Raw genomic sequence first — 20,082 nt, 5'->3', positions numbered from 1 at the left:
CGTCGACGGCGTCCCCGGGGACGATCACGCCGGCGTTGAGGAGGACCAGCTCCAGGCGGTCGGCCCACTCGCCCTCGATGCGGGCGCAGAGCGCGGCGACCGCGTCCCGGTCGGACAGGTCGCAGGCGACGGGGACGGCATCCGGGCCGGCCGGCAGGGCCGCCTTGTCGGCGAGCGGCTCGTCGCGTTCGACGCACAGCGGGATGCGGCCCTGCGCGGTGAGCCGGGCGCAGACGGCCTCGCCGATCCCGCCGGCGGCACCGGTGACGAGCGCGAGGGACGGACGGTCAGACATGGCTGGGCTCCTTGGGCGAGGGAGTGGAGGTCGCGTCGGCGCGCAGACCGTCGTAGGTGTGGTCGTCGACGACGTGCCGGCCGAATCGGTCGCGGAGCCGCGCGAGGTAGGCCATGTACGTGGTGCGCTCGACGTAGTTGACGTGCCGTGGGCTGTCGAGGTACTTGACGCCGCCGCGCAGGTCCGGGGTGTCGGTGCGCTTCAGCTCGGTCAGCTCGTCCTTGCGCAGACCGGTCTCGCGGGCGTTGATGTCGATCATCACAAGCTGGGCCATCTCGTCGAACCGCTTGTAGGCGGCGTCCGCGAACTCGACGAACCCGAGCACGTACAGGGAGTCCAGCTCGCGGGAGAAGACGTTGAGGTAGAGCTGCGGGTGGCCGTGCCGCCACTCCAGCAGGGCCGGGTCCAGGAACGGCATCCGGTACTCGTAGCCCGTCGCGAGGACGATCTCGTCCACCTCGGCCTCACTGCCGTCGCCGAACACCACGCCCGTCGCGGTGAGCCGGGCGATGTCGGGCCGGGCGACGAGGTCGCCGTGCGCGAGGTGGTGCAGCACCTGGGTGTTCATGATCGGATGGCTGCTCAGGGCGTCGTGGTCCGGTGCGGGCAGTCCGAACCGGGTCAGGTCGCCGACGAGGGTGTCGAGCATCGCGTTGACGTCGCTGGTGAGGACGACACCCTTGGGCGGGTCGAGCTTCCCGCTGAGCAGGGCGTCGGTGGGCAGTCCGGCGACGTGCTTGGGCACGAACCGGTAGCCGCGCCGGACCGACAGATACGCGGTGTCCGCGTGCCGGGCGGCGTCGCACGCGATGTCGACCCCCGAGTTGCCGGCGCCGACGACCAGGACCCGCTTGCCGCGGAACTCCAGGCAGCAGATGAGACCGTCGTACTCGTGGACCGTGCCGTCGGACAGCGTGACCCGCCAGCGGTCGTCGGCGATCGGCTCGGCGGAGGTCACCTCGGTGCCGAAGCGGACGTGCCGGTGGAGGTCGTACTGGCGGCCGAAGTCCCTGATGTAGTCACGGATCTCGCGCCAGCCCGGGTAGTCCGGGAAGTGCGCGGGCATGGGGTCGCCGTAGAAGCCGCTGGTGTACTTGGAGCTGATGAAATGGCAGCTGTCGTACATCGGGCTGCCCGCGTGGTCGGGGTCCCAGATCCCGCCGAAGTCCGGGTTGCGCTCGTACCAGTCGAAGGGAACGCCCTCGCGGAGCAGGTTGCGGGCCATGATCATCCCGGCGGGGCCGGCACCCACGACGCAGTAGCGGCGGCTGTACGCCGGCCGCTCGTGCGGCGCGCGGGCGGTGCCGGTTGGTCGTGCCGGCGAGCTGGACGTAGGCGAGCGGGCGGCGCGAGCGCAGTCGCAGGGCCGCGAGGACGCCGGCGACGGCAGTGACGACGATGAGGACCGGGACGACGTTGATCAGCGGGTTGTCCGTGCCGGTCAGGGTCGCGTAGTTGACGGAGGCCAGGACGAACGCCGTACCGAGGCCGAGGACGCCGACGACCGGCGCGACGACTCCCGAGAACGTCCGCCGGTCCCCGCGTCCGCGGAAGAACACCATGACCGCCAGCGCCGTGAACGCCTGGACCAGGACGATCGACAGCGTCCCCATGCCGACGACCGCCGCGGCGATGGTCTCGTAGGGACTCGCCCCCCACGCCCATGACGCCGACGACACCGACCGAGACCGTGGTGACGACGGCGCCGCCGATGAGGACCCAGGCGGTGAGGACGTAGAAGACGCCGATCGAGGTCACCGAGATGTAGAGGGCGCGGGGGATGCTGCGGGCCGGGTCCCTGGTCTCCTCGCCGTACAGCGCCGCCGATTCGAAGCCGACGAAGCTCGTGAAGGCGAACATCCGCGCGATGCCCAGCGAGCCGCCGAACAGCTGACCCGGCGAGAAGGACTCGGCCGGGAAGGCGCCGGCGCCCCTGTCCCCGACGACGAGGACGTCGAGGACGAGCAGGACCGCGAACTCGAGGACCATCAGGAAGCCGAGGAAGCGTGCCGAGACGTCCGCGCTGCGGTGCCCGAACACCGCGACGACGACCACCCTGCCCGGTGGAGGACGAAGCCTCCCCCCATGCAGAAGCCGATCGAGCCGACCACGTCGGCGGGGCCGCGCCCGGAGGGGGCGGGGCGAGGTAGCCGTGCACGGTGCTTCCCGCGCTGGGGAAGGTCCCATGCGGTGCGGGGGCCTCAGCGGCGGATCAGGCCGCCGTCGACGAGGTGGACCTGGCCGGTGATGAAGGAGGCCTCGTCGGAGGCGAGGAACGCGATCAGGTTGGCCACGTCCTCGGGCGTCTGCTCCCGCTTCAGGTTCTGCAGCTGCGCGTGCTGCCCGAAGAACTCGTCGCTCAGCTCACGGCGCGTGGTCGGGGTGCGCACGACGCTCGGGCCGATGGCGTTGACCGTGATGTCCCAGCGGGCGAGGTCGGTGGCCAGGGCGTGGGTGAAGCCGTTGACGGCGCCCTTCCCGGAGACGTAGGCCAGGAACATCGGCGGGGCCTCCCAGTAGCTCGACGAGGACATGTTGATCACCCGCCCGGCCGCCGAGTCCTTGAGGTCCTGCACGAACGCCTTGGTCACCAGGAAGTAACCGTCGACGTTGATGGAGAAGAGGATCTTCCACTGCTCGTAGGTCGTGTTGTCGAGGTCGCGCAGCATCGCGACGGCCGCGTTGTTGACGACGATGTCCACCGGTCCGAGGGCCTCGCGCACCTCCGCGGCGAAGGCGTTCACCGAGGCCTCGTCGGAGACGTCGACGTTCGCGGCGAAGAAGCGCCGCCCGTGTTCCTCGACGAGCGCCCGCGTCTCGTCCGTCGCGTTCACATCGGCTACGGCGATGTCGGCGCCCTCGGCGGCCAGCTTCTGCGCGATCACCCGGCCGATTCCGGCGCCGCCGCCGGTCACCACGGCGGTCTTGCCTTCCAGACGTCCAGCCATGACACAACTCCTTTGTTCTGTGGGCTACTTGACGGTCATTCTTGGGATGTCAGTCGCCGAACGCGACGACGATCTTGCCCCGGGCCTGGCCCGCGGCGAGGACGCCCAGGCCCTCGGCGGCCCGCTCCAGCGGCAGGACGGCCTCCACGTCGACGGCCAGCAGACCGGCCGCCGCCAGCTCGGCGAGCGGCGCCGTGGTCTCACGGACCGGCTGGGCGTGGACCATGCCGCCGGTGAGTCCGGCGGCGGCGAGGGTGTCGGCGTCGGGGGCCATGGTGGTGGTCGCGACACTGCCGCCCTTGCGCACCGCGTCCAGCGGGACGTCGGCGGGGGTGAACCCGACGAGGTTGACGAGCGCGTCGACGCCCTCGGGGTACAGGGCCCGGACCCGCTCGGCGACCGGTCCCGCGGTGAAGTCCACGACGGAGGTGGCGCCGAGTTCGATGAGCCGTTCGGCGTCAGCGGGGGCGCCCGTGCCCACGACGGTCACGTCCTGAGTGGCGAGCAGCTGGACCGCGTAGCGGCCGACACCGCCGCCGGCTCCGTTGACCAGCACGACCTGGCCCGGCTGGACGCCGATCTTGTCGACGGCGGCCGAGGCGGCTGCCGCGGCCAGGGGCAGCGCGGCGGCGGTGGCGAAGTCCAGCCCGCCCGGCTTGACCACGACGGTCGCGGCGGGCAGCAGCGCGTACTCGGCGAGGGTGCCGGCCTGGATCGGCGGGGCCAGCGGCACGTTGCCGAAGACCTCCTGACCGGGCTCGACGTGGTCGACGCCCTCGCCGACCGCCTCGACGACGCCGGCGGCGTCACGGCCGAGGACCAGCGGGTAGTGGTGGGGGAACCGCTCGGCGAACGCTCCTGCCGCGAGGACGTTGTCGAGAGGGTTGAGTCCGGCTGCCCTGACCTTGATCAGGACGTGTCCGGGGGTGACCGCCGGGACGGGCAGTTCACCGAGGACGGGCTGGGCACCGGCTTCGGGGACGTGCAGTGCGCGCATGATGACGTTTCTCCTTGCGGTGTGCGGGTTTCAGAGAGCGGCGACGGCGGCCGCCGTGGACCGCAGGTCCTGGGCGACGCGGCCGAGGTCGGCGCGGACCAGCCGACTGTCGCTCTTCACGACCTGTCCGGCCACCAGGACCGTGTCGACGTTGTGGGGGTGGGCCGCCGTGACGACGGCCGCGATGGGGTCGCGCTCGGCGGTGAGGGTGTTGAGGTGGTCCAGCCGCAGCAGGACGAGGTCGGCCTGCTTGCCGGGGCGCAGCGAGCCGGTGCGGTCGGCCAGGCCCAGCGCCTCGGCGCCGCCCAGGGTGGCCATCCTCAGGACGTCCCCGCAGGTCATGCGCGGGCTGTCGGCGATCTGGCCGGCCAGGAGCGCGGCCCGCATCAGGGAGAACATGTCGCCGGGGGCCGAGGTGACGGCGTCGACGCCGAGGCCGGTGGTGACGCCGAGGCGCTTCAGGCGGCCGGCCACCGGGGAGTTGTTGCCGAGCATCGCCTCGGCGCCCGGCGCGGCCGAGGCGGCGGCACCGGAGTCGGCGATCAGCTTCAGTTCGTCGTCGCCGAGGGTGTTGCCGTGGACGTAGAGGATCTTCTCGCGGAGCAGACCGGCATCGTGCAGGGCGGTGATCGGCTGGGCGTTGACGGGCGTGGCGGCGACGTGGAAGGTCACGCGCAGGTCCAGCTCGTCGGCGACCTGCCACTCCCCCGCCACCACCTCCACCGGGGTGAACGACGGGCCGAGCGGCGCGTACGCCATGGTGACGAGCGCGTTGTCGTCGGCCAGGCGCTCGGTGCGGATCCGGCGGACGTCGTCGAGGCTGCCGCCGCCGGTGACGGGGGTGCCGTAGCCGTAGACCGCGCGCAGTCCGGCCGTGCGCAGGGCGTCGATGGCGGCGTCCGCGTGTTCGGGCGAGTAGGAGATGTGCGAGTAGTCCAGCTGGGTCGTGATGCCGGAGTCGAGACACTCCAGCGCGCCGGCCAGGGTCGCGGTGTACACGTCGCCCGGCCGGAACCGGGGGCCGCACTGGGCCAGGATCCCGAGGTAGGTGCCGAGGTCGACGTCCACGGCCGCGCCGCGCAGCGCCGACTGCCACACGTGCCGGTGGGTGTCCACGAAGCCCGGGAGGACGATCCGGTCGGTGGCGTCGATGACCGTGGCGCCCTCTGCCGACAGATCGGCCCCCACGGCGATGATGCGGCCGTCCTCGATCATGACGTCGGTGTGGGGGCGGGCGTACGGCTGCGGCTCGGTGTCGATGACCTGGCCGTTGCGGATGAGGATGCGGGTGTCGGGCATGACGCTGCCCACCTCTCTAGGTTGAAAGCTTTCTTAAAAGCTATTTGGAAAGCTATATCGATAGTGACCTACGATGCAACACGTGACGACAACACCGGATCCCGTGGACGCATGGATGGACTCGTGGCGCACCGAGCTGCCCGAGGTGGAGCACCCCTCGTCGGAGCTGACCAAACGGATCATGTTCCTGGCCGGCACGCTGGACGGCGTGATGCGCCGGGAGCTGACCGAACTCGGGCTGACCCCGGCCGAGTTCGACGTACTGGTGACGCTGCGCCGCTTCGGTGCGCCGTACCGCATGAAGCCCAACCAGCTCGCCCGCTCCGTGATGCTCTCCACCGGCGGCACGACCAACGTCACCCACCGCCTCGTGGCCCGCGGTGTCGTGGAGCGGGAGGACGACCCCGACGACGCGCGCAGCACCTGGCTGCGGCTGACGCCGGACGGCATCGCGCTCGCCGAGCGCTCGGTCCTGGTGAACGCGGCCGCCCACGAGGCGCTCTTCGACGGGGTGCCGGCCGAGGTCGTCGAGACCGCGACCGCCGCGCTGCGACAGCTCTTCGCCGCCGCCCCTGGTCTGCTCGGCGGCGCCGGCGCTGCCCGGGCCACGCGTTCCCAGGCCTGACCGCACAGACGCAGAGAGCGGCCCCTCACCGGGAGCCGCTCTCACGGTTTCCGCCGTCATGACGGGGTGTCAGTCGGCCTTGGCCCCTCCAGCCGGGCGTACTTCACGGGGCTCCCCCACACACCACGGCGCCACTCGGGGCCGTGGTCGGTCGACGGGTTGACGCAGCAGTTGTCACACACGTGCGGCTTGAGCTCCGTGTGCACGCCGTCGACCCGGGCGTGGAACCCCGCGTCCTGGTCGGGGGTGTCCTCCAGGGTGACGGTCTCCCAGAACCACTTCGCGCCCTCCCGGCAGAAGGCCGCGGAGTCCTCGTCGAAGTCCTCGGTGATGACTCCGCCCATGGACAGATGTTCTGCACGGCGCTCGCCACCGACCACGGCAACGGCTGCACCGCCTTGACGATGGCCGGGCCCAGCACCGCGAGTCCGTACCACCAGCAGACGAAGAACCTGCTCATGAGCTCTTTCACTCGCCAGGCGCCTTTCGGTGAGCCCGCTCTCGACCGAGCCCGGCTTGCATGGCCGCGCCCGCCTGCTCGGCCGGCCGGAACGCCTCGAGCCATTCCCTCGTTCGGACCAGGCCCAGTCGTCTCGGAGCCATCCGGCCCCATGGAACGACCCCGGTCGGGCCGACCGGCTCATGCGGCGCCCGCGTGCCTGGCGGAGAGTGGAAGGAGGAACGTACGAGCAACATCAGGAGGCGGGAGCCATGTCGCACCGGATGGTGAGCGATCTCATGACCACACCGGTCGTCAAGGCGAACCGGGACACCGGCTTCAAGGAGCTCGCCAAGCTGCTGGCCGAGTGCGACATCACCGCCGTACCGGTCGTGGACGACGAGGAACGCGTCGTAGGCGTGGTCTCCGAAGCGGATCTGCTGCGCAAGGAGGCGGCCCAGCTGGATCCAGCCGGCCTGCTGCCGGTGCTGCATCCCGGGCCCTCCGCCCGCGCGAAGGCGGAGGCCACGACCGCAGAGGGGCTGATGAACAGCCCGGCGGTGACCGCCAGGCCGCAGTGGACGGCGGTGGAGGCAGCTCAGGTCATGGAGCGCCACCACGTCAAACGGCTGCCGGTGGTGGACGAAGCCGACCGGCTGATCGGCGTGATCAGTCGGGCCGATCTGCTGCGTGTCTTCCTGCGGGGCGACAGCGCCATCCGGGAGGAGATCTCCGGGGAGATCCTTCTGCGCAGCTTCGGGATCACGCCCGGCACGATCACCGTGCGGGTCGTCGACGGGCGGGTGTCGCTGAAGGGCACCGTCGAACGCAAGTCCCTCATCCCCGTCGTCGTACGTCTGTGCCAGGGGGTGGACGGAGTGGTCGGCGTCTCCGCCGAACTCCGCCACCGGATCGACGACACCTCCGCGGCATCGGAGGCCGATGCGCCGCGCCGGGCCGGCCTGGCCACGTGACCCGGGTGGGAACTGATGGCGGTGAGCTCTGTGACAGCCAGGTCCGACCGCCCGGTCGGAGCCGGCTGTCACGGCGAGCACTTCCGCAGACGGGCGCCGCCTGTACGAAGGAAACGTCGGACGAGGACGGCGGCGAGGTCGATCAGCACGCCGACAGGCAGCGCAGCCGCCAGTCTCCGCTCCGGCTGTCCCTCTGTCGTGGAAGCAATGCGCCTCGGCGTACTGGCTGAAGCCGGTGCGGACGCGTACAACGTCGGTTGCCGGGCTGTCCGGCATCGGTGCCCCGCTGTGCCGTCGAGCCGCCGCGTCGTCAGCTCCGCGTCGGGCTTCGGCCAACGAGACGAGCCGGAGCCGGCCGTCTTCGGGTGCGATGTCCTTGGGCGACGAGGGCGGAGGCGGCTTCCTCGTGCGTCGCTCGACAGCCGGACCAGGATGTGGAGCTTCACGCGGCGGCGGACCGCCTCGCCCGACGGCCGGTCGACGACGGCCTCCAGGCCGACTTCGGAAACGTCCATTCCGGCCACCAGGGGAATCGCCACCGCGCCCGTCTCCTCTCCTGGCGGGTGCCGCATGCAGCCCTCCTCCGCCACGGCTCCACATGCGCCGAGGAGGGGATTGGGGTACTCCTCGAAGGAGAGAAGAAGCACCACGCTCGGCAAGTCGGCGGCGTCTGGACCGTGCACGCGATCGGACTCGTTCACCGTCGGCCACCGTCGTATCCAGCTTCGTACGAGACGGAGGCCGCCGCCATGGAACCCGTAGTCACCGTGGGTCTCGACGGCTCACCCGAAAGCCTTGCCGCCGCCCGATGGGCCGCCGACGAGGCCGACAAGCGCAGGCTCACTCTGCGCCTGCTGCATGCGTGGCCCCTGCTCGCGCCGGAACCGGCCCGCTTCCCCTCGGAAGTCGATCAGAACTACTGGGCCAAGCGTCTCGTCCACACCGCGCAAGCCGAGTTGCAGGCACGTCATCCGCAGCTGACCGTCGTGGGGAACCTGGCCGCCGAGGACGCCCAGGCGGCACTGCTCCAGGCCGCCTCCGAGTCCGAGATGCTCGTGCTCGGTTCACGGGGGCTGGAGGCCGTCGAGAGCTACTTCCTGGGCGACGTCAGCATGCCGGTCGTCGCTCGCGCCGAGCGGCCGGTCGTGCTGGTGCGCGCCGAAACCCCGAAGGAGACATCGGCATCCACCGCGACCGGTGCCGTGGTGGTGGCGTTGAAACTGCGCGGATCCAGCGACGACCTGCTCGACTTCGCGTTCCACAGTGCCGCCGCGCGGGGCGTTCCCCTGATGGCGGTCCACGGCCGAAGCGTGCCACTCCACGCACGCCTGCCCTGGGGTGTGGATCACGACGTCAGCGAGGAGATGACGAAGGACGCGCGCAAGGAACTGGGCAAGGCGCTCCGCCCCTGGCACGAGAAGTACCCGCAGGTGGACGTGGCCGACAGCATCCGTCTCGCGAGCCCCGCCCAAGCCGTCGTACAGGCCGCGGAAGGCGCCGCGCTCCTGGTCGTCGGCCGACGCGCACACCGGCACGGTGTGGCAGCCCACCTGGGTCCCGTCGCCCACGCCGCCCTCCATCATGGACGATGCCCGGTCGCCGTCGTCCCTCATGACTGAGGCCGGCCACCCTGGGAGCGGACAGCCGCTGCGCGTGGAGGTGTGTGCGAGACCCGTTCCCGTTGCCCGGCGCCTTGGCGCGTGGCACGCGGGACGCGTTTCGATCCTTGATCTCGTCGAGGGAGCGGGGCGAGTCCAGATAGCCCACATGACCTGCGGAAACGTAGGAGTCGGATGCCTTGGCGGGATCAGATGGCAGGCCGGCTGGTGCCGCACCGGTGCGGCACCGCGCCCGCCGAGTGGCGACTGCGGATCGATCGGAGGGAGGCTGGAAGTGGGTCCCGCGTATCCCGGCCGCGGTTGTCGAGGCAAGACGGCCGCGATCGGACGGGGTGACCGGCGGATGGGAGGAAGGCCATGAAGGTCGGAGTGTTGACCGGCGGCGGTGACTGTCCTGGCCTCAACGCCGTGATCCGCAGTGTCGTCCGCAAAGGCGTCGGCACCTACGGATTCGACTTCGTCGGCGTGCGGGACGGCTGGCGCGGGTTGCTCCAGGGCGATGTCAGGCCGCTGGACATCGCCAGCGTGCGGGGGATCCTTCCCCGCGGAGGGACCATCCTCGGCTCCTCCCGCACCAACCCGTTCAAGCACGAGGACGGACTACGACGGGTTCAGGACACCCTTGCCAAGTACGAGGTGGACGCACTCGTCGTGATCGGTGGCGAGGACACGCTCGGTGTGGCCACCGAGCTGAGCCGCCAGGGGATCCGTCTGGTCGGCGTGCCGAAGACGATCGACAACGACGTCTCCGGTACCGATTACACCTTCGGCTTCGACACCGCCGTCGGTATCGCGACCGAGGCCATCGACCGTCTCCACACAACCGCCGAGTCACACATGCGTACCCTGGTGGTGGAGTTGATGGGGCGGCACTCCGGCTGGATCGCACTGCATGCCGGCATCGCGGGTGGCGCCAACGTGATCCTCATCCCGGAGCGACCGTTCGACATCGATCAGGTCTGTGCGCAGGTGAACAGCCGATTCATGATCAACTACGCGCCGATCGTCGTCGTGGCCGAGGGAGCCGTACCCCGAGAGGGGCAGATGATCCTCAAGGACCAGTCGGTCGACGAGTTCGAGCATGTACGGCTGTCAGGCGTCGGTGAATGGCTCGCCCGGGAGATATCGGAACGTACGGGCAAGGACGCCCGCACCACGGTGCTGGGCCACATCCAGCGCGGCGGCACCCCGAGTGCCTTCGATCGGTGGCTGGCCACCCGCTTCGGGCTGCACGCCATCGACGCCCTCAAGGACGGTGCCTTCGGTGTCATGGTCGCCCTGCAGGGCACTCGGATCGTCCGTCTCCCTCTCGCTGATGCCACAGCGACGGCCAAGAGGGTCGATCCGGCGCTGTACGACGAGTTCGAGGTGTTCTTCGGCTGACCGGCTCCGGAGGTGACCGGATCTGCCGGACCCGGCGATCCGCGGTCAGGCCTCCGAGCGGCTGCCGCCCGGCGTAAGGTACGACCGAACGGCGGCAGGGACGGCTGGTGTTGACCTTCGCGGTGGCTCTCCTGACCCTTGCTTCGCTCGCTCTGGGGCGCCGATTGACCGGCAGCCGTCCGGCGGGACGGCCGCGCACGTGTCGCACACCTGATGCGGCCCGACGTGCCCTGCCCCAGCCGCGCCGCACCTGGATGGTCCTGGTCCCCGCCTTCGCCTCCGGGACCGGGACCGTGATGGTCAGAACACCGTCCTTCTATTCGGCGGTCGCCTCCTCACCCTTCGCCGCTTCCAGCGTCCCGCAGAGAGTCACCGAGTGCGTGGGCCGATCGGGCCCCTGATGGACCCGATCGGTCGTGGCCACAGGTGCTGTCAGTCGTGCGGCACGACCGCCACCGGCGCGGAGGCGTGCTGCAGCACCGCGTGCGTCACCGGGCCGATGCGACCGCCGACCGGCGCCTTGCGCCTCCTGCGCCCGACGACGACCAGCGACGCGTCCCGCGAGGCGTGCACGAGATGACGGCCGGCGCCGCCGATGACGGCCTGCTCCCGCACCTGAACCCCGGGGAACTTGTCCTTCCACGGGCGCAGGACGTCGCTGAGTCCGTGCCGTGCCTCCTCCGCCAGTTCGGCGTTGAGTCCCGAATCCAGGACGGCGCCGTAGCCGTAGACGGCCGCGGGGTTCCAGCCGTGGACCACCCGGAGGCCTGCCGCGTGTCGCCGGGCGGCCTCGAACGCGAACTCGACGACGGCGTCACCCGGGCTCTCCAGCTCCAGCCCCAGCACCACGTCGCGGTACGGAGTGGTGATCGCCTCTGCGCCCGTCGCGTCCGGCAGATGCTCTTCCTCCGCGCGCTCACCGGCTCGCACGAGGACGACCGGCCGTTCCGTACGCGCCACCACGGCGAGGGCGACGGAACCGACCAGGAATCCCGTCACCGTACCGAGCCGCCGGGACCCCAGGACGAGCAGTTCGCCGGCCTCCCCGGCGGTCAGCAGGGCCGGGACCGCCTGGTCCTGGACCTGCTGGGTGGTGATGCGCAGACCGGGGTGGCGTTCCGTGAGCCGGCCCTCCGCCTCGCGCAGCAGGTGGGCACTCCATTCGCGCTGCGCATCGATCACGCCTGGCCCCGGAACGCCCATATAGGGCACGTACTGAGGGCCCAGCGAGTCCTCGGCATGCAGGAGACGTAGGGTCACCTCTCGCTGTGCTGCTTCGCGAGCGGCCCAGTCTGCGGCGGCAAGGCTTTCGGGCGAGCCGTCGAGACCGACGGTGATGGCGAGCATGTGCGGACCTCCTTCAGGGATGCGCTGCCAGTCTCCGAGCCCCGCACAGGGGGCAGGAGGGGCCGGAGGTCCCCGCCAGGAGCCCGACCGGCCCCGGTCGGCCACAGGTGCAGCGCTCAGCACGGTGGGCCGGGGACCATGTCCCCGGCCCACAGAAGCGCTGCCCGGCAGCCCGTCAGGAGTGCACCGACACGCGATGACTGTGCCGCTCCGGCCGGCGCGGCGTCGGCGCCTGCGGCGGCGTCCTGTGCACCCGACGGCGCAGCAGCCGAACCGCGAAATCGTCGAACCAGGCTGCGAGGACGCACGTCAGGCCCGCACCCAACGCGAGCAGCACCGCGAACCGCTCCCAGAACTCCGGTGTGAGACTGGTACCCACTGTGCTCGCCCTCCCTGGTCGGTGGTCGTTCTCGTCATTGCGAGCCAACTCCGCCGCGGGTCGCGGCGCATGAGCCGAGGGGGCCGGACCGAGGCGCGGAACGGCCCTTGTGTGTGGGGCTGCTCGGACCCGGGGCAGCCGGTGGGAACGGGCGCGGGGGCCGTCTCCCCGGGATTGGGGCCGCTCGGCCCTGGTGGGCATTCGGGGCCTGGTGGTGTGCTGGGAGTGGCGGGAAGGCCCCGACAAAGGCGCGGGGAAGCGGCCACAGGGGGCCGCGCACCGCGCGATCAGGATCCGCGAGAAGCGGGTGGCGCGCCTTCCCGCCCCGTCGTGCTGTGGCCGGCTCTCGCACGAGCAGGACCTGTGCAGGGCGACGCCTTCCGATCATCCGTGGCTCGCGGTACAGAGCGCCGGCATCGACGCCGTCTCCGGAGCCACGCCTCGCACCCCACGACGCACCGCTTCGGGCGCGCCCATGGGGAGGGGACGGAACCGGCTGGGCCGACCGGCCCGGCGGAGGGGACCGACAGCACCTGCCCCTCCGGTCGCGGCGGTCGGACGCTGAGAGGTGTCCAGCCCGACGACCGACGCAGGAGACCGATGCCATGGTCCGTTACGTGTACGACTTCACCGAGGGCCGTGACTTGGCCTGCATGCTCGGCGGCAAGGGCGCGAACCTGGGCCGAGACGACCTGGCTGGGGCTGCCGGTCCCGCCGGGATTCACGGTGACCACCGAGGCCTGCCGGGCCTTCCTCACACCGCCCCCACCGAGCCGGACGGCCTGGCCCGTGAGACCTCCGGGTACCTGCCGAGGTTCGACGAGAAAGGAAGTGGGTGTCATGGACCGCATCGTCGGTGAGGTGATGACCGTCGACGTCGTCGAGGCACACCCGGAGACGTCGTTCAAGGACGTGGTGCGACTGCTGGACCGGCACCGGATCAGCGGACTGCCCGTCGTGGACGACGACGACAAGGTCGTGGGGGTGATCTCCGAGACCGATCTGATACGGCGCCAGGCGGCGCGGTCCTCGGACGGGCGGGTACGACGGTTCCGGATGCGCCCGCTGGGCCGCTCCGCGCGTCGTGCCGATGCCCTCGCCCGCGCCACCACGGCAAAGGAGCTGATGTCGACGCCCGCGATCACCGTCCATCCGGAACAGCGCATCGCGGACGCCGCGCGCCTGATGGAGCGTCACGGCGTGGAGCGACTGCCGGTCGTGGACGAGGAGGACCGGCTGATCGGCATCGCCACCCGGCGCGACCTGCTGCGGGTCTTCCTGCGCACGGACGAGGAGATCGGCCGGGAGATCCACGACGAGGTGGTGACGCGCGCCCTCGGGCTGCCGGCCCACAGCGTGGTCGTCTCCGTCCGGGACGGCATGGCCACGCTGGAAGGGGCTGTGCGGCACCGCAGCGACATCCCGCTCGCGATCAGGCTGACGTACCGGGTCGACGGGGTGGTGGGCGTCGTCAACAGCCTGACCTACCGGGTCGACGACATCCGCCCTACCCCGACACCTCCCGCCCCTGGTCTCCGGCACGACCAGCTCCTGCCCGGCAGGACACCTGGCCCCTCGGTTCCGGGACCGATCAGCCCTTCGAAGGGACCAACGGGACCTGCTCCCGGAACCCGCTGACGGGAGACGCTGCTGCTGGGAGCGGTACCGCCTCCCGCAGGTCGCCCGATCCGCGCCGTCACCCCGTGCGGCGCCACCCTCTCGATGACGGAGGCTCACCCCCATGACCCGCCACGACGACCGCACCGCGACCACCGACCCCGCCGGCGTGCCGTCCGACGTCGCCGTCGCGGTGGACCGCCTGGTGACCAACGGGCTCAAGGCGCTCGCCGACTACGAGGCGCTCGACCAGGAGCAGGTCGACCACATCGTGAAGAAGGCCTCGGTCGCCGCCCTCGACCAGCACACCGCGCTGGCCCGGCTCGCGGTGGAGGAGACCGGCCGCGGCGTCTTCGAGGACAAGGCCGCCAAGAACATGTTCGCCTGCGAGTACGTCACACACAGCATGGGCCCGATGAAGACGGTCGGTGTCATCGCCCGAGACGACCTCGACGACATGACCGAGGTGGCCGAGCCCGTCGGCGTGGTGTGCGCGATCACCCCCGTCACCAACCCGACCTCCACCACCGTCTTCAAGGCTCTGATGGCGCTGAAGACACGCAATCCGATCGTGTTCGCCTTCCATCCCTCCGCCCAGCGGTGCAGCACGGAGGCGGCCCGTGTCGTGCGGGACGCGGCGGTCGCGGCCGGGGCGCCGGAGCACTGCGTGCAGTGGATCGAGACCCCGTCCGTCGAGGCCACCGGCGCCCTGATGAAGCATCCGGGTGTCTCCCTCATCCTCGCCACCGGCGGGAACGCCATGGTCAAGGCCGCCTACTCGGCCGGCAAGCCCGCCCTGGGCGTCGGCGCCGGCAACGTTCCCGCCTATGTCCACCGCAGCGCCGACGTCCGCCGGGCCGTCAACGACCTGGTGCTGTCCAAGGCGTTCGACAACGGCATGATCTGCGCCTCCGAGCAGGCCGTCATCCTGGACGAGAAGATCTACGACGCGGTCCTCGTCGAGTTCCGCACCCTGCACGCCCACGTGGCCACCGCCGAGGAGAAGGCGAAGCTGGAGACGTACCTGTTCCCCGTCGGTGCCGCGGGCGCGGGCTGCGAGCCCAAGGTCAACTCCGCGGCCGTCGGGCAGAGCCCGGTGTGGATCGCCGAGCAGGCAGGCTTCACCGTGCCGGCCGACACCTCCCTCATCCTGGTCGAGGCCGACCGGGTCGGCCCCGACGAGCCCCTCACCCGCGAGAAGCTCTGCCCGGTCCTCGCCGTCCTGCGGGCCGGCTCCGAGCAGCAGGGCTTCGACCTGGCCGCCGACATGGTCGCCTTCCACGGACAGGGCCACAGCGCGGTCATCCACACCGGCGACCCCGAACTCGCCGAGGCGTACGGCCGCCGTATGAAGACCGTACGCATCATCGTCAACGCCCCGTCCTCGCAGGGCGCCATCGGCGGGATCTACAACAGCCTGCTGCCGTCGCTGACCCTGGGCTGCGGCTCCTGGGGAAGCACGTCCGTGTCCAACAACGTCTCCGCCGCCCAACTGCTGAACGTCAAGAGGATCTCGGTGCGCCGCAACAACCTCCAGTGGTTCAAGGTCCCGCCGAAGATCTACTTCGAGCCGCAGTCCATCCGCTACCTCACCTCGATGCCGGACATCCACCGCGTGACCGTCGTGACCGACGCGACGATGACCCGCCTGGGGCTGGTCGACCGGGTCGAGCGGGTGCTGCGGCGGCGCCGTGAACCGGTGACCGTCCAGGTCATCGACAACGTGGAACCCGAGCCCAGCATCGACTCCGTACGGCGCGGCGCCCGTCTCATGGGCGACTTCCGCCCGGACACCATCATCGCCCTCGGCGGCGGCTCCCCGATGGACGCGGCGAAGGTGATGTGGCTGCTCTACGAGCAGCAGGCCGAAGGCAAGGACGTCGACTTCGCCGACATGCGGCACAAGTTCTCGGACATCCGCAAGCGCGCCTTCCGCTTCCCGGTCCTCGGCAAGCTGGCCCGGCTCGTGTGCATCCCCACCACCTCGGGCACCGGCGCCGAGGTGACCCCGTTCGCCGTCATCTCCGACCCCGCCACAGGAAAGAAGTACCCGCTGGCCGACTACGCCCTCACCCCCAGCGTGGCGATCGTCGACCCGCTGCTCACCACCGGGCTGCCGCGTGCGCTCGCCGCCGACAGCGGGTTCGACGCCCTCACCCACGCCATCGAGGCCTATGTGTCGGTCTACGCCAACGACTTCACCGACGGCCTCGCTCTGCACGCGATCCGGATGATCTTCGAGAACATCGAGGCGGCGGTCAACGACCGCGCGGCGAGTGAGCGGGCCCGGGAGAAGATGCACAACGCCGGCACGATCGCGGGCATGGCCTTCGGCAACGCCTTCCTCGGCATCGTCCACGCCATGTCCCACACCCTCGGCGCGACGTTCCACATCGCGCACGGCCGTACCAACGCCGTGCTGCTGCCGCACGTCATCCGCTACAACGGCACCGTCCCGACGAAGCTCACCGGCTGGCCCAAGTACGAGAACTACCGTGCCCCGGAACGCTTCCAGGACATCGCCCGCACTCTGGGGCTGCCGGCCGCCACCCCGGTCGAGGGCGTCGAGTCGCTCGCCTCGGCGGTGGAGCGGCTGCGCGAGGCCGTCGGTATCGAGCCGACGTTCCGGGCCCTCGGTGTCGACGAGCAGGCCTTCCTCGACGCGCTGCCCCAGCAGGCCCTCAACGCCTACGACGACCAGTGCGCGCCCGCCAACCCCCGGATGCCGATGCTCGACGACATGCGGGAGCTGATGCGGGCGGCCTACTACGGCCGCTCGGAGACCGCGCGAGCGGGCTCACCGGTCGTGGCGCCCGCACCGGCCTGATGGACCTGAGCCGTGTCCAACTCCCCTGTGGCTATCCGACACCGCAGCCTGAACCGCACCGCATCCACCGACATCCCGAAGAAGGGACCCGGCATGACCACCGACCACCCCGAGGCGACCCCCATGGTCCGGCTGCGCTCCGAGGGCGCCGTGGACGAGGAGACCCTGGCGTACGCCCGTACGAAGATCGACGCCGTCGTCACCCGGCCGGGACTGCCCGCTGTCACCGGTGAGGTCCGCATCGTCCGAGCGGCCGCGCATCACGCCGACCGCCCCTGGTCGGCCACGGCCGACCTGCGCATCGGGGGCCGGCAGGTGGTCGTCCTCGCCGAGGAGGCCACCGGCACGGAGGTCGTCGACCACCTCCAGGACCGGCTGCGCCGCCAGACCGACAAGGCCGCCCGGTCCTGGGACAACGGACACCGGACGACGCTCCCGCCGTGGCGCGGCGGAGGCGTACGGCCGTTTCCCACCGCACGCCCCGGCGGCACGGCCGACCATTCCCGGACGGCGTGATTCCGCAGCGACAGCAGGCCCGGTCGCCCACGGTCCACGACCGGGCCGCCGGGACCCACGTCGAGGGCGTTCTGGATGCCGCGCATGGGTGCGCGCCGCGGCGTAGCTCAGAATCGGTGCGGCCTCGTCGCAGTCGGAAACCGCGTACAGCACGCGCAGAGCGGTGCCGTGCCGTACGGCTTCGGCCGCGGCCCAGTCCAACGCCCTTACGGAAATGAGAGAGCCGTCGACTCCGACGACTATGTGATGCGACGTCATGGCCGTGCCTGTCCTTTCCTCAAGTGAAGGTTTTGGTGGACGCGGCGCTCGACGAACGCATCGGCCTCCCCGGACGATGCTCCTCGTGCGTCGCCCCTCCGGGCAGAAGCCGGCAGAACTCGCAGCGACGCCGAACGGCCCTTCTTTCAAGGGCCGTTCGGATCGGACACCGGAGAAACCACCGCCGCCCCTGACCGGGGCCACCAACGCCGCGTTCCTGCGAGCGTTGCCCGGTCCGGTCGTCACCAGGGGGGAGGAGAGCCGGGCACCCTCGCCTGCCGGGAAGCACCTGGAGGTGCCCGCGCTCAGGGCGCAGCTGGACGTGGGGCCTCCGGTGAATGGACTTGGCCGGCGCCTTCGACCTCCACGCTGGGTGGCCGAGGCGCCGGTTCCCGGTCCCGGTGCAGCCAGCCTCGGCCCTTGGGCCGCGCGGTTCGCGTCGAGGCGGTTGCGCCACTCGGCTCCTCGGTCAGCCTCAGCAGACGTGCCGTGTCCACCGCCTCCGAGAAGCGCAGGGACGCGCCTTCCGCACCGGCCGCGGCCGCCGAGCTCCTCACGCACCGCCTCGGGGAGCGGCCGGCTGCTGAACGGGAAGCGGCTGCTGTGTCTGCGCCATCGCCTCGTAGAGAAGTGCCAGGCGGGTACCGCCGCGTTCTGGGCTGAACGGCCCTTCCAGACTCCGCGGTCGGTCCCGAGCGGCCCTCCGGAAACGCCTGGTCGGCCCATCGCCCGGCACTGTCTCGGCTGCCACCTTCGGAAGTGTCACCACGACGACGAGAAGGAGGTGCGGACCGATGGCCCGCGGCAAGTACGCGAAGAAATGGTTGTGGCGGTGGCGCGGCAACCCGCTGCGCCGACGCGACGACATCATCGAGGCATGGACCGTGCTGGCCGTGTGGACGGTCTTCGCCGTCGGTGGCACCGCCGCCGGGCTGGTGACCGCTCACGCCGCGGACGAGGTGTTCGCGCGGCAGCGGGCCGAACGACAGTCCGTCCAGGCCGTGCTCCTGAAAGATGTTCCCGTGACCGCCACCTCGGTCGGCGGTACTCCCGATCGCAGGACGGCGACGGTGCGCTGGACCATGTCCGACGGATCGCCCCGCACGGGACAGACCCTGGTGGAGACCGGCCTCAAGGCCGGATCCAGGGTCACGGTCTGGCAGGACAGCCGGGGACATCTCACCGCCGCGCCGCCGAGTGCCACGGAGGCGGCCATCGAGTCCGGCTTCCTGGGCACCGCGGCCGCCATCGCCCTCGCCGGCCTGGTGTTCGGTGCCGGAGCGGTCGTCCGGTGGCGGCTCGACCGCCGCCGCATCGACGAGTGGGGCACGGAATGGGACCGGGTAGGACCCCGCTGGGGTCACAAGACCAGCTGACGGCACGACGGATTCGGGGTTCCAGGCCGGGGATCGGCCTGGAACCCAGGCGTCCAGCGGCCGGCTGCTGAAGAGCCGGACCGGACGCTGCGCGAGGAGGACGTGATTGCGGCGGACGAACCGCGCCGTTCACGGAACGGGCGGGAAGCGCCTCGACGGTCAGTCCGTCCTTGCGCAGGACGTCGGCGACGTCATGGTGGTCCGCCTCCTCTCACAGTCGGCGCAGCCAGTCGTCGGCCACACCGTGCATCGTCTGGGCTTGTTCCTCCGTCCGCAGGTGGGCGTCGTCCAGGCGGTGGGTGAGGTGGGCGACCACGTCGACCACGCCGTCGATCCGGCGGGTCATGGACACGGCGATCTCGGTCTCACTCTTGCGTTCCATGTGTCCGGTGAGCGTGACGACCCCCTCCGTCACGGAGACCTCGACGCTGCGCGGCGGCAGCCACAGGGCGCGTACCAGGACTTCCTCGATCACCTCGTCGCGGATCTCCTGATCGGGCCGCAGGAAGACCTGGAGGAGGTCGCGTCGGGTGACGATCCCCACGAGCCGGTCCTCCTCGTCGAGGACGGGGAGCCGTTCCACGTGCTTCTGGGCCATGGTGCGGGCGGCCTGAACGATGGTGTCGTCGGCGCGGACGGTGACGGGAGGTGCCGTCATCAACCGGCCGGCGGTACGGGCCCTGCCCTTGGCGGCCCGGCGCTTGGCGCCGGGCGTCAGCTCGGTGAGCCTCGTGCGGTGCTTCGGCTCGTAGGGGTCGGGGGTGGTCGCCTGGTGCATCATCAGGTCCGTCTCGGACAGGACGCCGATGACCTTGTCGTCCTCGTCCACGACCGGCAGTCCGCTGATCCGGTGGGTCGCGAGCAGCCGGGCCACCTCCTTGAACGGTGTGCCGTACTCGGCGCGGACGACGTCCGTGGTCATCACGGTGCCGACCTTGTTGTGTCGCATGGCCGTTCCTCCTCCATGGCTTCACTCCTTCGATCGCCTGTCGGGCCACCGAGGGAGCACTTGTCAGTGGTCCGCCACCAGCGCCGTCAGGTCCAGGAGCCGGTTGGTGTAGCCCCACTCGTTGTCGTACCAGCCGAAAATCTTGGCCAGGGTGCCGTTGGCCTGCGTCAGGGCGGGGTCGAAGACGCAGGACGAGGGGTCGCCGATGACGTCGCGGGAGACGATCGGGGCCTT

General features: G+C 70.9%; 18 protein-coding genes and 5 pseudogenes. 10 read left to right on the top strand and 13 right to left on the bottom strand.

The window, feature by feature from the left end; all coding sequences use genetic code 11:
• Nucleotides 1-7 precede the first annotated feature (7 nt).
• A pseudogene (locus ACIRF9_RS40530) lies at nucleotides 8-295 on the bottom strand (SDR family NAD(P)-dependent oxidoreductase); the annotation flags it as partial.
• On the bottom strand, nucleotides 288-1,685 hold the full coding sequence (locus ACIRF9_RS40525) for a flavin-containing monooxygenase (RefSeq protein ID WP_403833369.1): 1,398 nt from the start codon (nucleotides 1,683-1,685) through the stop codon (nucleotides 288-290). The gene ACIRF9_RS40525 and the pseudogene ACIRF9_RS40530, both read right to left, overlap by 8 nt.
• Before the next feature lie 65 nt (nucleotides 1,686-1,750).
• Here ACIRF9_RS40525 and ACIRF9_RS40520 point away from each other — a divergent pair, with 65 nt between their 5' ends.
• Entirely contained in the window at nucleotides 1,751-1,939 is a 189-nt protein-coding gene (locus tag ACIRF9_RS40520; protein WP_403833384.1) for a hypothetical protein, read from the top strand.
• A gap of 120 nt (nucleotides 1,940-2,059) precedes the next feature.
• Here the strand turns inward: ACIRF9_RS40520 and ACIRF9_RS40515 are convergent.
• From ACIRF9_RS40515 to ACIRF9_RS40500, 4 genes and pseudogenes are all read right to left on the bottom strand, one after another.
• Nucleotides 2,060-2,284: pseudogene (locus tag ACIRF9_RS40515) on the bottom strand (APC family permease); the annotation flags it as partial.
• Between the two features lie 212 nt (nucleotides 2,285-2,496).
• Nucleotides 2,497-3,243 (bottom strand): SDR family NAD(P)-dependent oxidoreductase, encoded by a 747-nt coding sequence (locus ACIRF9_RS40510; protein WP_403833116.1) that lies wholly within the window; start codon nucleotides 3,241-3,243, stop codon nucleotides 2,497-2,499.
• Between the two features lie 49 nt (nucleotides 3,244-3,292).
• Nucleotides 3,293-4,240, bottom strand: a complete 948-nt coding sequence (locus tag ACIRF9_RS40505) for an NADP-dependent oxidoreductase (protein WP_403833114.1) — start codon at nucleotides 4,238-4,240, stop codon at nucleotides 3,293-3,295.
• A 30-nt stretch (nucleotides 4,241-4,270) separates the two neighbouring features.
• Nucleotides 4,271-5,539, bottom strand: coding sequence for an amidohydrolase family protein (locus tag ACIRF9_RS40500; protein WP_403833112.1), 1,269 nt, complete (start codon nucleotides 5,537-5,539; stop codon nucleotides 4,271-4,273).
• 82 nt (nucleotides 5,540-5,621) lie between these two features.
• Between ACIRF9_RS40500 and ACIRF9_RS40495 the strand changes: the two genes are divergently transcribed.
• Entirely contained in the window at nucleotides 5,622-6,164 is a 543-nt protein-coding gene (locus ACIRF9_RS40495; RefSeq protein WP_403833109.1) for a MarR family winged helix-turn-helix transcriptional regulator, read from the top strand.
• A 56-nt stretch (nucleotides 6,165-6,220) separates the two neighbouring features.
• Here the strand turns inward: ACIRF9_RS40495 and ACIRF9_RS40490 are convergent, their stop codons facing one another.
• Nucleotides 6,221-6,508, bottom strand: a complete 288-nt coding sequence (locus ACIRF9_RS40490; RefSeq protein WP_403833107.1) for a hypothetical protein — start codon at nucleotides 6,506-6,508, stop codon at nucleotides 6,221-6,223.
• Between the two features lie 367 nt (nucleotides 6,509-6,875).
• On the opposite strand from ACIRF9_RS40490, the gene ACIRF9_RS40485 reads away from it, so the two are divergent.
• Nucleotides 6,876-7,577 (top strand): CBS domain-containing protein, encoded by a 702-nt coding sequence (locus ACIRF9_RS40485; RefSeq protein ID WP_403833105.1) that lies wholly within the window; start codon nucleotides 6,876-6,878, stop codon nucleotides 7,575-7,577.
• Between the two features lie 68 nt (nucleotides 7,578-7,645).
• Here the strand turns inward: ACIRF9_RS40485 and ACIRF9_RS40480 are convergent, their stop codons facing one another.
• Nucleotides 7,646-8,278, bottom strand: coding sequence for a hypothetical protein (locus ACIRF9_RS40480; protein ID WP_403833103.1), 633 nt, complete (start codon nucleotides 8,276-8,278; stop codon nucleotides 7,646-7,648).
• A gap of 48 nt (nucleotides 8,279-8,326) precedes the next feature.
• On the opposite strand from ACIRF9_RS40480, the gene ACIRF9_RS40475 reads away from it, so the two are divergent.
• Both ACIRF9_RS40475 and ACIRF9_RS40470 read left to right on the top strand, forming a co-directional pair.
• Nucleotides 8,327-9,196: a universal stress protein gene (locus ACIRF9_RS40475; RefSeq protein ID WP_403833100.1), complete on the top strand. Its 870-nt coding sequence runs from the start codon at nucleotides 8,327-8,329 to the stop codon at nucleotides 9,194-9,196.
• 357 nt (nucleotides 9,197-9,553) lie between these two features.
• On the top strand, nucleotides 9,554-10,579 hold the full coding sequence (locus ACIRF9_RS40470) for a 6-phosphofructokinase (RefSeq protein WP_403833098.1): 1,026 nt from the start codon (nucleotides 9,554-9,556) through the stop codon (nucleotides 10,577-10,579).
• Between the two features lie 432 nt (nucleotides 10,580-11,011).
• On the opposite strand, the gene ACIRF9_RS40465 is transcribed toward ACIRF9_RS40470, so the two are convergent.
• Nucleotides 11,012-11,926 carry a universal stress protein gene (locus ACIRF9_RS40465; RefSeq protein WP_403833096.1) on the bottom strand — a complete coding sequence of 305 codons (915 nt, stop codon included), beginning with the start codon at nucleotides 11,924-11,926 and terminating at the stop codon, nucleotides 11,012-11,014.
• 175 nt (nucleotides 11,927-12,101) lie between these two features.
• On the bottom strand, nucleotides 12,102-12,305 hold the full coding sequence (locus tag ACIRF9_RS40460) for a hypothetical protein (RefSeq protein ID WP_403833094.1): 204 nt from the start codon (nucleotides 12,303-12,305) through the stop codon (nucleotides 12,102-12,104).
• A 605-nt stretch (nucleotides 12,306-12,910) separates the two neighbouring features.
• On the opposite strand from ACIRF9_RS40460, the pseudogene ACIRF9_RS40455 reads away from it, so the two are divergent.
• The 4 genes and pseudogenes from ACIRF9_RS40455 to ACIRF9_RS40440 form a co-directional block, all read left to right on the top strand.
• Nucleotides 12,911-13,114 (top strand): annotated as a pseudogene (locus ACIRF9_RS40455) (PEP/pyruvate-binding domain-containing protein); the annotation flags it as partial.
• Between the two features lie 31 nt (nucleotides 13,115-13,145).
• A complete protein-coding gene (locus ACIRF9_RS40450; protein WP_403833092.1) occupies nucleotides 13,146-13,943 on the top strand; it encodes a CBS domain-containing protein in 798 nt (265 codons plus the stop codon).
• A 103-nt stretch (nucleotides 13,944-14,046) separates the two neighbouring features.
• A complete protein-coding gene (gene adhE, locus ACIRF9_RS40445; RefSeq protein ID WP_403833089.1) occupies nucleotides 14,047-16,749 on the top strand; it encodes a bifunctional acetaldehyde-CoA/alcohol dehydrogenase in 2,703 nt (900 codons plus the stop codon).
• Nucleotides 16,750-16,842: 93 nt separating this feature from the next.
• Nucleotides 16,843-17,265, top strand: a complete 423-nt coding sequence (locus ACIRF9_RS40440; protein WP_403833087.1) for a hypothetical protein — start codon at nucleotides 16,843-16,845, stop codon at nucleotides 17,263-17,265.
• Nucleotides 17,266-17,328: 63 nt separating this feature from the next.
• On the opposite strand, the pseudogene ACIRF9_RS40435 reads toward ACIRF9_RS40440, so the two are convergent.
• Nucleotides 17,329-17,523, bottom strand: a pseudogene (locus ACIRF9_RS40435) (universal stress protein); the annotation flags it as partial.
• A gap of 794 nt (nucleotides 17,524-18,317) precedes the next feature.
• Here ACIRF9_RS40435 and ACIRF9_RS40430 point away from each other — a divergent pair.
• Entirely contained in the window at nucleotides 18,318-18,899 is a 582-nt protein-coding gene (locus ACIRF9_RS40430) for a hypothetical protein (RefSeq protein WP_403833085.1), read from the top strand.
• A 211-nt stretch (nucleotides 18,900-19,110) separates the two neighbouring features.
• On the opposite strand, the gene ACIRF9_RS40425 is transcribed toward ACIRF9_RS40430, so the two are convergent.
• Together ACIRF9_RS40425 and ACIRF9_RS40420 are read right to left on the bottom strand one after the other, a co-directional pair.
• Nucleotides 19,111-19,848 (bottom strand): CBS domain-containing protein, encoded by a 738-nt coding sequence (locus ACIRF9_RS40425; protein ID WP_403833083.1) that lies wholly within the window; start codon nucleotides 19,846-19,848, stop codon nucleotides 19,111-19,113.
• Between the two features lie 63 nt (nucleotides 19,849-19,911).
• Nucleotides 19,912-20,082: pseudogene (locus ACIRF9_RS40420) on the bottom strand (type I glyceraldehyde-3-phosphate dehydrogenase); the annotation flags it as partial.

This window comes from Streptomyces sp. NPDC096132, assembly GCF_044763345.1.
GTDB lineage: Bacteria > Actinomycetota > Actinomycetes > Streptomycetales > Streptomycetaceae > Streptomyces.
Note: the sequence above shows the minus strand (reverse complement) of the source record. Positions and strands in the feature narration are given on the sequence as shown.